This window comes from Roseibium sp., from assembly GCF_965229775.1.
GTDB lineage: Bacteria > Pseudomonadota > Alphaproteobacteria > Rhizobiales > Stappiaceae > Roseibium.
On sequence record NZ_OZ245929.1, the window covers coordinates 5,317,107 to 5,330,514 of the forward strand.

The following is a 13,408-nucleotide window of genomic DNA, read 5'->3' on the forward strand; positions in this document are numbered from 1 at the left end:
CATGCCAAGTCATTTGTGGTCCGTTGCCGGGGTTATTCTGCGGCGTCCGCAGTTTCTTCCTCGGCAATCGCGGGTACATCGGTACGCTGAAGTTCAACGTTGAGACCCAGGGACCGCATTTCCTTCACGAGAACGTTGAAGCTTTCCGGGATACCCGCCTCGAACGTGTCGTCACCGCGGACGATGGCCTCGTAGACCTTCGTACGGCCGGCAACGTCGTCCGACTTCACTGTCAGCATTTCCTGCAGCGTGTAGGCGGCACCGTAGGCTTCCAGCGCCCAGACCTCCATTTCCCCGAAGCGCTGGCCACCGAACTGCGCCTTGCCACCCAGCGGCTGCTGTGTGACGAGCGAGTACGGGCCGATCGAACGGGCATGGATCTTGTCGTCGACAAGGTGGTGCAGCTTCAGCATGTAGATGTAGCCCACTGTGACCTTGCGATCGAACTCCTCACCGGTCCGGCCGTCGAAGAGCACGGACTGGCCGCTCGGATCGTAGCCGGCGATGTTCAGGGCCTCGACCACATCCGGTTCACGCGCACCGTCGAAGACCGGCGTTGCGATCGAAACGCCTTTCTTCAGTTGGTCCGCGAGCCGGACGATCCCGTCGTCGTCATAGGACTTGACGTCGTCGCCCTTCATGTTGTCGCCGTAGATCTCCACGATCTTGCCGCGCAGTTCCTCGATCTGGCCGGAACGCTTGTACTCTTCGTACATCTCGCCGATCCGGTTGCCCATGCCCCGGCAGGCCCAGCCAAGGTGGGTTTCCAGGATCTGGCCGACATTCATGCGCGAAGGCACGCCGAGCGGGTTGAGCACGATGTCGACATGGGTCCCGTCTTCCAGGAACGGCATGTCTTCACACGGGTTGATCTTGGACACGACGCCCTTGTTGCCGTGACGGCCGGCCATCTTGTCGCCCGGCTGAAGCTTGCGCTTCACGGCAACGAAGACCTTGACCATCTTCATGACGCCCGGGGGAAGCTCGTCGCCGCGCTGCAGTTTCTCGACCTTGTCGATGAACCGCTGCTCGAGACGCTTCCGGCTGTCGTCATACTGACCGCGCAGAGCCTCGATCTCGGACATGAACTTCTCGTCGTCGGTGGCAAACTGCCACCACTGGGACCGCGGGAAGTCGTTCAGAACGTCGCCCGTCAGGACACCGTCCTTGCTGAAGCCCTTCGGGCCCGCAACGGCGGTCTTGTCCATCAGCATCTCGGCCAGACGGCCATAGACGTTCCGGTCGAGAATCGCCTGTTCGTCGTCACGGTCCTTCGCGAGGCGTTCGATTTCCTCGCGCTCGATGGCCATCGCGCGCTCGTCTTTCTCAACGCCGTGGCGGTTGAACACACGGACCTCGACGACTGTCCCGCTGACACCCGGCGGCAGACGCAGGGATGTGTCGCGGACGTCGGACGCCTTTTCGCCGAAAATGGCACGCAGAAGCTTCTCTTCCGGCGTCATCGGGCTTTCGCCCTTCGGCGTGATCTTGCCGACCAGGATATCGCCCGGATTGAGTTCGGCACCGATATAGACGATGCCGGCCTCGTCGAGATTCTTCAGCGCTTCTTCGGAAACGTTCGGAATGTCGCGGGTGATTTCTTCCGGGCCAAGCTTGGTATCACGCGCCATCACCTCGAATTCCTCGAGGTGGATCGACGTGAACACGTCGTCGGACACGATCCGCTCGGAAAGCAGGATGGAATCCTCGAAGTTGTAGCCGTTCCAGGGCATGAACGCGACGAGCACGTTCCGGCCGAGTGCCAGATCGCCGAGATCCGTGGACGGACCGTCGGCAATGATGTCGCTCTTGTGAACCCGGTCACCTACACGCACCAGCGGACGCTGGTTGATGCAGGTGTTCTGGTTCGAGCGCTGGAACTTCTGCAGGCGGTAGATGTCGACGCCGGATTTGCCCGGATCGAGATCTTCCGTTGCGCGGATGACGATACGGGTCGCATCGACCTGATCGACCACGCCTGCGCGCCGTGCACCGATGGCAGCACCGGAATCACGGGCAACGATCGGCTCCATGCCCGTGCCGACGAACGGCGCTTCTGCGCGCACAAGCGGCACGGCCTGACGCTGCATGTTCGAGCCCATGAGCGCGCGGTTGGCGTCATCGTTTTCCAGGAACGGAATCAGCGCCGCCGCGACAGACACCAGCTGCTTCGGCGAAACGTCCATGAGGTCGACCTTGTCGGACGGCACCATCATGTTCTCGCCCGCGTGACGGCAGGTGATCAGCTCGGTGGTAAACCGGCCATCCGCATCATATTCCGCGTTGGACTGGGCCACGTAGTGCTTGGCCTCTTCCATCGCCGACAGGTAAACGACCTCGTTGCTGACAACGCCGTCATTGACCTTGCGGTAAGGGCTCTCGATGAAGCCATATTTGTTGACACGCGCGAACGTGGCAAGCGAGTTGATCAGACCGATGTTCGGACCTTCCGGGGTCTCGATCGGGCAGATACGGCCGTAATGCGTCGGGTGCACGTCGCGCACCTCGAAGCCGGCACGCTCGCGGGTCAGACCACCCGGGCCAAGTGCCGACAGGCGGCGCTTGTGCGTGACTTCGGACAGCGGGTTGGTCTGGTCCATGAACTGCGACAGCTGCGAAGACCCGAAGAACTCGCGAACGGCAGCTGCGGCCGGCTTCGCGTTGATCAGGTCCTGCGGCATGACCGTGTCGATCTCGACGGAACTCATCCGCTCCTTGATCGCACGTTCCATGCGCAACAGGCCGACGCGGTACTGGTTTTCCATCAGTTCGCCGACGGAGCGGACACGGCGGTTGCCGAGATTGTCGATGTCGTCGATGTCGCCCTTGCCGTCGCGCAGTTCCAGGAGAACGCGGATGACTTCCAGGATGTCTTCCTTGCGCAGGGTCCGGACGGTGTCCTCGCACTGCAGGTCAAGGCGCATGTTCATCTTCACGCGGCCAACGGCGGACAGGTCATAGCGCTCGTCGTCGAAGAACAGCGACTGGAACATCGCTTCCGCGGTGTCGATCGTGGGCGGCTCGCCCGGACGCATCACGCGGTAGATATCGAACAGCGCATCCTCGCGGGATTCGTTCTTGTCGACGGCAAGCGTGTTGCGGACATACGGACCGGTGTTGACATGGTCGATGTCGAGCATCGGCAGTTCGTGATAGCCGCGCTCAACCAGTTCTTCCAGAAGCTTGCCGGTTATCTCGTCGCCGGCCTCTGCAAAGATCTCGCCGCTCTTCATGTCGACGATGTCTTCGGCAAGGTACTGGCCGTGCAGGTCCTCATCGGTGATCTTCAGCGCCGTGACGCCCTTTTCGCCGATCTGACGAATGGTGCGCGCGGTGATCTTGCGGCCGCCTTCGACAACCACTTCGCCGCTGTCCGCATCGATCAGATCGTAAGACGCCTTGGTACCCTTGAGACGCGCGCCGTCGAACGGCATCCGCCAGGAGCCGTCTTTCTGCCGCGTGTAGTCGATCCGGTTGTAGAACGTGTTGAGGATTTCCTCACCGTCCAGGCCGAGCGCCATCAGCAGCGACGTGACCGGAATCTTGCGCCGACGGTCGATACGCGCATGCACGATATCCTTGGCGTCGAATTCGATATCGAGCCAGGAGCCGCGATACGGAATGACGCGCGCGGCAAACAGCAGCTTGCCGGAGGAATGGGTCTTGCCCTTGTCATGGTCGAAGAACACACCAGGGGACCGGTGCATCTGGGAGACGATGACCCGCTCGGTACCGTTGACGATAAAAGTGCCGTTGTCCGTCATGAACGGCATGTCGCCCATGTAGACATCCTGTTCCTTGATGTCCTTGACCGACTTGGCACCGGTGTCTTCATCCACATCAAACACGATGAGCCGCAGGGTGACCTTGAGCGGCGCTGCGAACGTCATGTCGCGCTGGCGGCACTCGTCGACATCGTATTTGGGAGCTTCAAATTCGTAGGAAACAAATTCCAGCAGGGACGTCCCTGCGAAATCGGAGATGGGGAACACGGACTGGAAGACCGCTTCAAGGCCTTCATTTTTGCGGCCACCGCCCGCCATCTCGTCGACCTGGAGAAACTGGTCGTAGGATGCTTTCTGCACCTCGATGAGATTGGGCATTGCCGCGACATCGCGGATCGATCCGAAGTATTTACGGACCTTTTTGCGACCGTTGAACGTTTGGGTCATTGTCGCTCCTCGTATCGGCCGGGTAACGGCTTCCCGAAACGCCCCTTTTCCAATCGGGCTGCCCGCCCGGGCGCTTCGGAAAACCGTCCCCCAAATTCAATCAGCTTCCACCTGGAAGAAAAGCTGACCGGGTTATGGGGCCCGGGACATGCGCGGCACAGCAGACAAACGCGGCATACCCCAGTGGTGCGTTTGCCCCGGAAACGGGTCGGACCCGCCGGGGCAACAAACGGTCCCGGTGACCCGGGACCGCGAAAAGGCAGATGCCTTTGTTACTTCAGCTCGACAGAAGCGCCAGCTTCTTCCAGCTTCTTCTTCAGTTCTTCAGCTTCGTCCTTGGAAACGCCTTCCTTGACAGCTTTCGGAGCGGACTCGACGAGTTCCTTAGCTTCCTTCAGGCCAAGACCGGTGATTGCACGGACTTCCTTGATGACGTTGATTTTCTTGTCGCCGGCGCCAGCCAGGACAACGTCAAATTCGGTTTTCTCTTCAGCAGCAGCAGCTTCGCCGCCAGCAGCACCACCGGCAGCAGCAACGGCAACCGGAGCAGCGGCGGAAACGCCCCACTTTTCTTCCAGAAGCTTGCTGAGTTCAGCGGCTTCCATGACGGTCAGCGAGGACAGTTCTTCTACGAGCTTTTCAAGATCAGCCATTTTATTCAGTACCTTAAGTTCGAACCAGTTCGGTTACGTTAGACAGTGTGTTTGGACGCCTTACGCGGCCTCGTCCTTCGTGGCATACGCATTGAAGACGCGGGCGAGCTGCCCGGCCGGTGCGTTGACAACCTGAGCAATCCGGGAAGCCGGGGTCTGGATCATGCCAACCAGTTTCGCACGCAGCTCATCGAGCGACGGCATGGTTGCCAGAGACTTGACGCCTTCCGGGTTCAGATTGGTCGTTCCAAGAGCACCGCCAAGGATTTCCAACTTTTCGTTGGCCTTGGCGAAATCGACAGCTGCTTTTGGAGCTGCTACCGGATCGTCTGAGTAGACGAGAACGGTAGGGCCCTGAAACAGGTCGGAGATATGCTCAAGGTCGGTGCCTTTAAGGGCGAGTTTCACAAGGCGGTTTTTTGCGACTTTTACAGAGCCGCCGGCTTCACGCACAGATGCCCGCAGTGCAGTCATCTGGGCAACCGAAAGACCTGCATAGTGCGCGACGACAACGACGCCGGTATTGCCCAGCTCTTCGTTGAGAGACGTCACGAACTCGTGCTTTTCCGCTCTTTCCACTTGCCTTCTCCATTTGATGGCGTTGCCGCCATCGGTTTACCTTTGCCGCCTGCTTTCGGTTCCGAACCCGGAACCGCTGTCGAGGCGGCGCTCAGGGTCCTGTCCCCTCACCTTCACGCGGAACGCGCGGCAAGGTCTGGTTCGAACCTGGTTGTCCGCTTGACGCGGAAAATTCGGTTCTCACCCATCTATGCAGGCCTAAATCGCTTAAGCCGGTTTCCCGGCACCTGCAGTCTCGGACAGGGCAACCCGGCGGAAACCCGCCGGGTCTATTCGGCCTTGAGGCCGAAATCTCGTTTCGATCCGGTTTCCCGGATCACTCGCCGGCAACGCTGGCGAGGTCGATCTTCACACCCGGGCCCATCGTGGACGACACCGCGATGCGCTTCAGGTAGGAACCCTTGGCGCCGGACGGCTTGGCCTTCTGGACCGCGTCGACGAGCGCCTTGACGTTCTGCAGGATGGCCTCTTCGGAGAAAGACACCTTGCCGACGCCGGCATGAACGATGCCCGCCTTTTCAACGCGGAACTGAACGGCACCGCCCTTGGCGTCGTTGACCGCAGCGGTCACGTCCGGGGTCACCGTTCCGACCTTCGGATTCGGCATCAGGCCGCGCGGGCCGAGCACTTTACCCAGACGGCCGACCAGCGGCATCATGTCGGGCGTTGCAATGCAGCGATCGAAGTCGATCTTGCCGCCCTGCACTTCCTGGACCAGCTCTTCGGCACCAACGATGTCGGCACCCGCCGCCTTGGCCTCATCGGCCTTGTCGCCACGTGCGAACACGGCAACGCGCACGTTCTTGCCGGTTCCGTTCGGCAGGACGCAGACGCCGCGGACCATCTGGTCGGCGTGACGCGGATCGACGCCGAGATTGATCGCAACTTCGACGGTCTCGTCGAACTTGGTCTTGGCGCGGCCCTTCACGAGGCCGATTGCCTCGTCCAGGGAATAGAGCTTGTTGCGGTCGATGCCTTCACGGGCAGCGGTGATACGTTTTCCAACCTTCGCCATGATCTTACCCCTTCACCTCGAGGCCCATGGAACGGGCAGAGCCTTCGACCATCAGCATTGCTGCGTCGACGTCGTTGGCGTTCAGGTCCTTCATCTTGGCTTCGGCGATTTCCTTGACCTGGTCCCGCGTGACCGATCCGACCGTTCCACGGCCGGGGGTCTGGGAACCCTTCTGAAGCTTTGCAGCCTTCTTCAGGAAAAAGCTTACCGGCGCCGTCTTCACTTCGAAGGTGAAGGACTTGTCGGTGAAATATGTAATCACGGTCGGGCACGGAGCGCCCTTTTCAACATCCTGGGTCTGCGCATTGAATGCCTTGCAGAATTCCATGATGTTCAGACCACGCTGACCGAGCGCCGGCCCGATGGGCGGCGACGGGGTCGCGGAACCTGCCGGCACCTGAAGCTTCAGGAAGCCTTCAATTTTCTTCGCCATGTCAGTCTCCAATCATACGCAGCTGAACGGCGATCCAGCTGGCTGGGAGCTGGTGGTCCGGCCCTTTGTCGACATCCGGCGATGAATGTCAGAACCTTCCACCGATTTTCCCGGACCGGACGCTTTGCCTCGTCCCGGGCACTAAAACCGCCCTTTCGGACGGCAAACGGTCAGAGCTTGTCGACTTGACCGAATTCCAGTTCGACCGGTGTTGCACGGCCGAAGATGGACACGGCCACCTTGAGACGTGCGCGCTCGTCGTCGACTTCCTCCACAAGGCCGGAGAAGGATGCAAACGGACCGTCGGACACGCGCACCTGTTCGCCAACTTCGAAGGTGACCGACGGCTTCGGCCGGTCCACACCCTCCTGCACCTGATTCATGATGCGCAGGGCTTCTTTTTCCGGGATCGGCATCGGCTTTTGGTCCGCGCCCAGGAATCCCGTCACTTTCGGCGTGTCTTTGATGAGGTGAAACGCCTCGTTGGTCATGTCCATCTTCACCAGGACATAGCCCGGGAAGAATTTGCGCTCGGTATCGACCTTGCGGCCACGGCGCACTTCAACGACCTTTTCCATCGGAACGAGGATTTCCTCGAACAGATCGGTAAGCCCTTTCTGCTCAGCCTTCTCGCGGATGGAATCGGCGACCTTTTTCTCAAAATTGGAATAGGCGTGCACAATGTACCAGCGCTTGGCCATGGATCTTCGTTCCGTTTCTTGTTCTTGTCTGCAAACCGGACGGTCGGTCTTACTCAGCCGCCGACACCCAAAAGCAAACCGATGCCCCAACTCATCAGCTGATCCGCGACGAGGAAGAAGATCGACGCGATCAAGACCATGACGAACACCATGGCAGTGGTCACAGCGGTTTCCTTGCGCGTCGGCCACGTCACCTTGGACGTTTCGGAGCGCACTTCCTGGATGAATTTAAAGGGATTGGTCTTCGCCATTCCGGTTCCGGTCTGTTAAATACGAGTGGGCGCGCGGAAAACTCCGCGCGCCTCACTCGAGGAAACTCTTTAAGCCCTCGAGGCAATTAAATCAAGAGCAATCTGGCAGGGGCAGCAGGGTTCGAACCCGCGACCTACGGTTTTGGAGACCGTCGCTCTACCAACTGAGCTATACCCCTATAAGCAACCGCTTTGCGGTTTCGCTCCTGATACCTTCTCAAGCCACGCGTAGCAAGACTTAAGAAGAGGAGTTGCCGGGCACAAGACCCGGCAACCCGAATTCATCTTATTCGATGATGGATGCGACGACGCCTGCGCCGACGGTACGGCCACCTTCGCGGATTGCGAAGCGCAGGCCTTCTTCCATGGCGATCGGCACGATCAGCTCAACGTCAACCGACACGTTGTCGCCCGGCATCACCATTTCCGTGCCTTCCGGCAGGGAGACAACACCCGTCACGTCCGTCGTACGGAAGTAGAACTGCGGACGGTAGTTGGTGAAGAACGGCGTATGACGGCCACCTTCTTCCTTCGTCAGGATGTAGGCTTCAGCCTTGAACTTCGTGTGCGGGGTAACGGAACCCGGCTTGCAAAGAACCTGGCCACGCTCAACTTCCTCACGGCCAACGCCGCGGATCAGCGCACCGATGTTGTCGCCTGCTTCGCCGCTGTCCAGCAGCTTGCGGAACATTTCAACACCCGTAACAGTTGTCTTCGTGGTCTCCTTGATGCCGACGATCTCGACTTCCTCACCCACCTTGACAATACCGCGCTCGACACGCCCGGTCACAACCGTACCACGGCCGGAGATCGAGAATACGTCTTCGATCGGCATCAGGAACGGCTGATCCTTCGGACGCTCGGGCGTCGGGATGTACTCGTCAACCTGAGCCATCAGCTCACGGATCGCGTCACGGCCGATTTCAGCGTCGCGGTTCTCAACAGCTGCAAGAGCAGAACCCTTCACGATCGGAATGTCGTCGCCCGGGAACTCGTACGAAGACAGAAGCTCGCGGATTTCCATTTCGACGAGCTCAAGAAGCTCTTCGTCGTCGACCTGGTCAACCTTGTTCATGAAAACGACAAGAGCCGGAACGCCAACCTGACGCGCAAGCAGGATGTGCTCGCGGGTCTGCGGCATCGGGCCGTCAGCCGAAGAAACAACAAGGATCGCGCCGTCCATCTGCGCCGCACCCGTGATCATGTTCTTCACGTAGTCGGCGTGGCCAGGGCAGTCAACGTGAGCGTAGTGACGGTTCTCCGTCTCGTACTCAACGTGTGCCGTGGAGATGGTGATGCCGCGTGCCTTTTCTTCAGGCGCACCGTCAATCTCGTCGTAGGCTTTTGCTTCTGCGCCGCCAGCCTCGGCCAGCGTCATCGTAATTGCAGCGGTCAGCGTCGTCTTGCCATGGTCAACGTGGCCAATCGTGCCAATGTTAACGTGCGGCTTGTTGCGCTCAAATTTTTCCTTCGCCATCGGCGTCGCTCTCTGTCCAATACTCGGTTCGGTCGATACAGGCTCGAGGCGGGACGCCCTCCGGCGCCTTGGACAGATCCGCGAGCGTCGAATTGCTTCCCGTAGAACTTATGTCAGGATTTCCGGGCGAAAGAGCCTTCCGTTCCGGACACTCCGGTTTGCCCCATGATGGAGCGGGTGAAGGGAATCGAACCCTCGTCGTCAGCTTGGAAGGCTGCTGCTCTACCATTGAGCTACACCCGCACAACGAGAGAAACAGGTACGATGGTGGAGGAGGTTGGATTCGAACCAACGTAGGCATAGCCAACGGATTTACAGTCCGTCCCCTTTAGCCACTCGGGCACTCCTCCATCTCGTCCTGCTTCACGCCGAAGCGATCAGGATGGCTAACCGGAGAACCCGCCCGAAAGGGGCGAGCAATCCCGTGGCGCGTGTTATGCAGATGCGGACCAGCCCTGTCAACGCTGATTTTGCAAAGAAATGCACAAAATCAGGAAGACGTTCGAAACAGGTGCTTCGAACGCTGGAGATCACTCCGGTTACCGTGTTTCCAAGAGTGCCTTCCCGGTCCTCCAATGTCACCATTTCCGTATGCATTTCCTCAGACTAGTCCAAGAATCGCCCCTGCCTGTGGACAACTCGCCAGCGCGGCCCGGGACGGAAAATTCAGGAACCGCGTCTTGCGCCAGCGCACGTTCTGGAGCCACCTCACACGCTTTCCGGTTGTAAGCTCCCGCACTTTGTTGTACCTACAACAAATGACATCTGACCTGAAAGACATCGACTTTGTCGAAATGGGCAGGACCTGCTTCGGCCACGCGGCCCGGCGCACGGCGAATCTGCTGACGCGGCACTACAATCGCGCCATGGCCGAACTCGGCCTTGAACTGACCCAGGCGCAGCTTCTGGCGGTCATTGCCGATGGCACCGCCCCCTCCGCCTCGGCGATTGCCCGCTATCTCGGCATCGACCGCTCGACGCTCGCGCGCAACCTTCGCCCGCTGGAAGCCGCCGGGCTGATCCGGCGGCGCGAAACGCCAGGGCGCACCGTCCTGCCCGTGCTCACCGCAGAAGGTGAACAGAAGGTCGTCGAGATCCACAAGGCCTGGCAGCACGCCCAGGTGGAGCTGACGGACATGCTCGGGCCGGACGGCGCCGACGCGGTGCGCGCCCAAATGTCCGCCCTGCGCAAGGCCGTCCACATTCTGGAAGACAACGACGCAAGGGCTGCGGCCAACGCGGATCAAACCAACTGAATGCTTCTGATTGAAGGACATCCGATGAATAGCACGGACACGATTACCGAAAACGGCACCACCCATGAGATCGGCGCTCTGCCGAAAACGGCCTTTTCGGAGATGACCGGGCTCGACATTTTCCGGCAGATGATGGCCGGTGACCTGCCCGCACCGCCAATCATGATCCACTCCAATATAAGAATGAAGGAATTCGAGGAGGGCCGCGCCGTCTTCACCGGCCTTCCGGCGAGAGAGTTTCTGAACCCGCTCGGAACCGTTCACGGCGGCTGGATCTCAACTCTTATGGATACGGCGCTCAGCTGCGCCGTTCACACCACCTTGAAACCGGGCGAGTTCTACACGACCACGTCGCTCAACGTGAACATGGTCCGCCCGCTTCAGGCCACCAGCGGCGAAGTCATCTGCGAAGGCCGGATCCTCCACCGCGGCTCGCGCCTTGCAACCTCCGAAGGCGATCTCAGAAACGCGGACGGCAAGCTGATTGCCCATGGCACCGTCAGCTGCATGATTTTGAAGCCTTCTTGAAGTCAGAACTGAAAGGCTGAGCTGGTCCGAGCCATTGGTCCCTGCTCGAAGCGAGGACCGCGCTCGCGCCTGGTAGCAAACATCTATCTTTTTGCCGCCCCGGACTCGATCCGGGGCCGAATGCATAAATACAAAGGGTCCCGGCTCGAGGCCGGGACGGCAGTTGCTGTTTCTGCCCATGCGCATAAAGACCAGAACATACACCCTTCCCCTCCGCCGGATTTGCCGCTACAGCAATCGCCATGACGGATACCTCCAAATCTGGCCGCCCCGGACAGCGTTCGGGCCAGAAGCCTTTCTATAAGAAGAAGACCGGCGGCAAGCCCGCGCCCCGCAGGCCCGGTCTGCCGCCGGAAGGGCCGGTCCTTTTGTACGGCCTGCACACGGTCGAGGCCGCGTTTGCCAACAAGGACCGCAAGCGGCTGAAGCTCTTTGCCACGGAGAACGCCCAAAATCGCCTGGTGGAGCGCGGCGTTACGATTGACGTGCCGGTGGAAACGATGATGCCGCGCGCGCTGGACCGCATGGTGACAAAGGACGCGGTCCATCAGGGCATGATCCTGGAAGCCGATCCCCTGCCCGCCTATGGCGCGGAACACCTAAAAGGAGCGCGTCTGGTTCTGGCGCTCGATCAGGTCACCGACCCGCACAATGTCGGCGCCATCCTCAGATCCGCTGTTGCCCTTGATGCCGACGCCGTTGTCACCACGGAGCGCCATGCGCCGGAAGAAGGCCCGGTCCTTGCCAAGTCGGCGTCCGGCGCGCTCGACATGATCAAGCATGTGCGCGTGAAGAACATGGCAAGGTTTGTGGCCGAGATGAAAGACAAGGGCTTCGGCTGCATTGCGCTCGACAGCGATGGCCCGGCCAGCCTGGAAGACACGGCCTTCACCGACAAGACCGTGCTGGTTCTTGGCTCGGAAGGAAAAGGCGTCCGCCAGGGTGTGCGCGAGGCTTGCGGTCTTCTGGCCCGGCTCGACATGCCCGGTGAGATCCGCTCGCTCAACGTGTCCAACGCCGCCGTCCTGTCGCTTTATGTCGCCCGCATGAAGATGGCTCTTTAGGCCGTACGGTCATAAACCAGGCGTTTCCCCAGAAGGTTCCAGGTCGTCGCCGGGACGGCATCGGAGCGCGGCGCGCAACGGCTTGTCAATTCCTGCGAAGCTACCCCCCGCAATCGGCACCCGCGGAAAACGCCACCTGTCAAATCGCCCGATTATCCACAGCAGAGATCAGATTTCAGCTGATGTTAGAGAGGCTTGCGGGAAATTTTGGCAGCACATGCCAATTTTTTCCTTTCAACCATGGACAAGCGCGTCCAATCTGGTAGAAGCCATCCCCGGCGCCGGTATAGCTCAGCTGGTAGAGCACGTGATTTGTAATCTCGGGGTCGCGGGTTCGAATCCTGCTGCCGGCACCAGTCATTCCATTGAAATTATTAACGTATTTCCTTTCTTACAAGAAGACAGAAAGAGAACAAAGCACCTGTTCTTTGTCCTCACATCTCACACGTGTGAGCGTTGACAGAAATCGCGGTCTCCAGCTGAAGAGTCTGGCTTGAAACAGCTCAAACAACGCTGAGTGGATGTACAACGAGCCAAAAAAACAAAAAAATACATAAAGCCAAGAGGGCACTGCAGATCGACGTATTAAACGAAGTTTGTCTTATTCCAATCAAACTCAATGCAGCTCTTGGAACATAAGAAATCGCGTTAAAAATCAAATTGTCTTCTTTTCTGTCTCTAAAGATACTGTCGAAGTTGGCCCCGGCCGCTGCGCCGAAGATCGCGAACAACAAAAACAACACCAAAAACAAGAAATCAAAAACGAAGTTCATATTTTATCCAGGTCAAATGGTCCCAATTTAGACAAGAACGTACAATCAGAAACAGCACATGCGGAAACAGTCTGATCCACCCTCTTGGAAAGTTTCAAGAGCAACGGTCACGCTATACGTCGAAGACAAGAAGTAACGATTTGCTGTAGTTCTCGTGTGACTTTCGATGCTGATCACACCTGCGACCCAACATAAGTTTCTGATTTTATTGAAATAAAAATAGTGTTGTAATCTCGGGGTCGCGGGTTCGAATTCTGCTGCCGGCACCAGTTTTTCCCAGAATTTGCGATTTTGCAGCCGGTGCAGATCGGCCGATAAATCGGCGACGAAATCGCCTGTTCCATCAATTGGCTTCTCCTTCCGTGTTTCCTCATATCGCTGCACCGCGTCCCGCAGTATGGTTTGGCAAGACCCTGTCGCACCGGTCCGCGCTAAGGTTTTCTGACGATCACAGAGCACTGCGATAAGCCGCGAAAAGGTTTCGCTCAAAGCCATGAAATCCCGAG

12 protein-coding genes and 4 tRNA genes are annotated in these 13,408 nt (G+C 59.0%); 4 read left to right on the plus strand and 12 right to left on the minus strand.

What is annotated here, in order from left to right; translation table 11 throughout:
* Window positions 1–32 precede the first annotated feature (32 nt).
* The 11 genes from rpoB to ACO07N_RS24245 all read right to left on the minus strand — a co-directional run bounded on the left by rpoB (window position 33) and on the right by ACO07N_RS24245 (window position 9,631).
* Entirely contained in the window at window positions 33–4,172 is a 4,140-nt protein-coding gene (gene rpoB, locus ACO07N_RS24195) for a DNA-directed RNA polymerase subunit beta (RefSeq protein WP_421983456.1), read from the minus strand.
* Window positions 4,173–4,444: 272 nt separating this feature from the next.
* Window positions 4,445–4,825, minus strand: a complete 381-nt coding sequence (gene rplL / locus ACO07N_RS24200) for a 50S ribosomal protein L7/L12 (RefSeq protein ID WP_421983457.1) — start codon at window positions 4,823–4,825, stop codon at window positions 4,445–4,447.
* A gap of 60 nt (window positions 4,826–4,885) precedes the next feature.
* Window positions 4,886–5,404 carry a 50S ribosomal protein L10 gene (gene rplJ / locus ACO07N_RS24205; protein WP_306146311.1) on the minus strand — a complete coding sequence of 173 codons (519 nt, stop codon included), beginning with the start codon at window positions 5,402–5,404 and terminating at the stop codon, window positions 4,886–4,888.
* A 316-nt stretch (window positions 5,405–5,720) separates the two neighbouring features.
* Window positions 5,721–6,419 carry a 50S ribosomal protein L1 gene (gene rplA / locus ACO07N_RS24210; protein ID WP_421983458.1) on the minus strand — a complete coding sequence of 233 codons (699 nt, stop codon included), beginning with the start codon at window positions 6,417–6,419 and terminating at the stop codon, window positions 5,721–5,723.
* A 4-nt stretch (window positions 6,420–6,423) separates the two neighbouring features.
* Entirely contained in the window at window positions 6,424–6,852 is a 429-nt protein-coding gene (rplK, locus tag ACO07N_RS24215; protein ID WP_421983459.1) for a 50S ribosomal protein L11, read from the minus strand.
* Window positions 6,853–7,022: 170 nt separating this feature from the next.
* The gene (gene nusG / locus ACO07N_RS24220; RefSeq protein ID WP_306146308.1) at window positions 7,023–7,553 is read right to left on the minus strand and encodes a transcription termination/antitermination protein NusG; all 531 of its coding nucleotides are present in this window, start codon (window positions 7,551–7,553) and stop codon (window positions 7,023–7,025) included.
* Between the two features lie 53 nt (window positions 7,554–7,606).
* A complete protein-coding gene (gene secE / locus ACO07N_RS24225; RefSeq protein ID WP_306146307.1) occupies window positions 7,607–7,804 on the minus strand; it encodes a preprotein translocase subunit SecE in 198 nt (65 codons plus the stop codon).
* A 103-nt stretch (window positions 7,805–7,907) separates the two neighbouring features.
* Window positions 7,908–7,983, minus strand: a tRNA-Trp gene (locus tag ACO07N_RS24230).
* A 107-nt stretch (window positions 7,984–8,090) separates the two neighbouring features.
* Window positions 8,091–9,281, minus strand: coding sequence for an elongation factor Tu (gene tuf / locus ACO07N_RS24235; protein WP_421983452.1), 1,191 nt, complete (start codon window positions 9,279–9,281; stop codon window positions 8,091–8,093).
* A gap of 169 nt (window positions 9,282–9,450) precedes the next feature.
* A tRNA-Gly gene (locus tag ACO07N_RS24240) sits at window positions 9,451–9,524 on the minus strand.
* Between the two features lie 22 nt (window positions 9,525–9,546).
* Window positions 9,547–9,631, minus strand: a tRNA-Tyr gene (locus ACO07N_RS24245).
* Window positions 9,632–10,039: 408 nt separating this feature from the next.
* Between ACO07N_RS24245 and ACO07N_RS24250 the strand changes: the two genes are divergently transcribed.
* From ACO07N_RS24250 to ACO07N_RS24265, 4 genes are all read left to right on the plus strand, one after another.
* Window positions 10,040–10,537: a MarR family winged helix-turn-helix transcriptional regulator gene (locus tag ACO07N_RS24250; protein WP_421983460.1), complete on the plus strand. Its 498-nt coding sequence runs from the start codon at window positions 10,040–10,042 to the stop codon at window positions 10,535–10,537.
* A gap of 24 nt (window positions 10,538–10,561) precedes the next feature.
* Window positions 10,562–11,065 carry a PaaI family thioesterase gene (locus tag ACO07N_RS24255; protein ID WP_421983461.1) on the plus strand — a complete coding sequence of 168 codons (504 nt, stop codon included), beginning with the start codon at window positions 10,562–10,564 and terminating at the stop codon, window positions 11,063–11,065.
* 242 nt (window positions 11,066–11,307) lie between these two features.
* Window positions 11,308–12,129 carry a TrmH family RNA methyltransferase gene (locus ACO07N_RS24260; RefSeq protein WP_421983462.1) on the plus strand — a complete coding sequence of 274 codons (822 nt, stop codon included), beginning with the start codon at window positions 11,308–11,310 and terminating at the stop codon, window positions 12,127–12,129.
* Window positions 12,130–12,409: 280 nt separating this feature from the next.
* Window positions 12,410–12,485, plus strand: a tRNA-Thr gene (locus ACO07N_RS24265).
* 462 nt (window positions 12,486–12,947) lie between these two features.
* Here ACO07N_RS24265 and ACO07N_RS24270 read toward each other — a convergent pair.
* Window positions 12,948–13,397 carry a hypothetical protein gene (locus ACO07N_RS24270; protein WP_421983463.1) on the minus strand — a complete coding sequence of 150 codons (450 nt, stop codon included), beginning with the start codon at window positions 13,395–13,397 and terminating at the stop codon, window positions 12,948–12,950.
* Between the last annotated feature and the right edge of the window lie 11 nt (window positions 13,398–13,408).

Excerpts from the sequence above, each read along its gene's own strand:
- rpoB (WP_421983456.1), bottom strand. The coding sequence starts at position 4,172 with ATGACCCAAACGTTCAACGGTCGCAAAAAGGTCCGTAAATACTTCGGA.
- rplL (WP_421983457.1), bottom strand. The coding sequence starts at position 4,825 with ATGGCTGATCTTGAAAAGCTCGTAGAAGAACTGTCCTCGCTGACCGTC.
- rplA (WP_421983458.1), bottom strand. The coding sequence starts at position 6,419 with ATGGCGAAGGTTGGAAAACGTATCACCGCTGCCCGTGAAGGCATCGAC.
- rplK (WP_421983459.1), bottom strand. The coding sequence starts at position 6,852 with ATGGCGAAGAAAATTGAAGGCTTCCTGAAGCTTCAGGTGCCGGCAGGT.
- nusG (WP_306146308.1), bottom strand. The coding sequence starts at position 7,553 with ATGGCCAAGCGCTGGTACATTGTGCACGCCTATTCCAATTTTGAGAAA.
- secE (WP_306146307.1), bottom strand. The coding sequence starts at position 7,804 with ATGGCGAAGACCAATCCCTTTAAATTCATCCAGGAAGTGCGCTCCGAA.
- tuf (WP_421983452.1), bottom strand. The coding sequence starts at position 9,281 with ATGGCGAAGGAAAAATTTGAGCGCAACAAGCCGCACGTTAACATTGGC.
- ACO07N_RS24250 (WP_421983460.1), top strand. The coding sequence starts at position 10,040 with ATGACATCTGACCTGAAAGACATCGACTTTGTCGAAATGGGCAGGACC.
- ACO07N_RS24255 (WP_421983461.1), top strand. The coding sequence starts at position 10,562 with ATGAATAGCACGGACACGATTACCGAAAACGGCACCACCCATGAGATC.
- ACO07N_RS24260 (WP_421983462.1), top strand. The coding sequence starts at position 11,308 with ATGACGGATACCTCCAAATCTGGCCGCCCCGGACAGCGTTCGGGCCAG.
- ACO07N_RS24270 (WP_421983463.1), bottom strand. The coding sequence starts at position 13,397 with ATGGCTTTGAGCGAAACCTTTTCGCGGCTTATCGCAGTGCTCTGTGAT.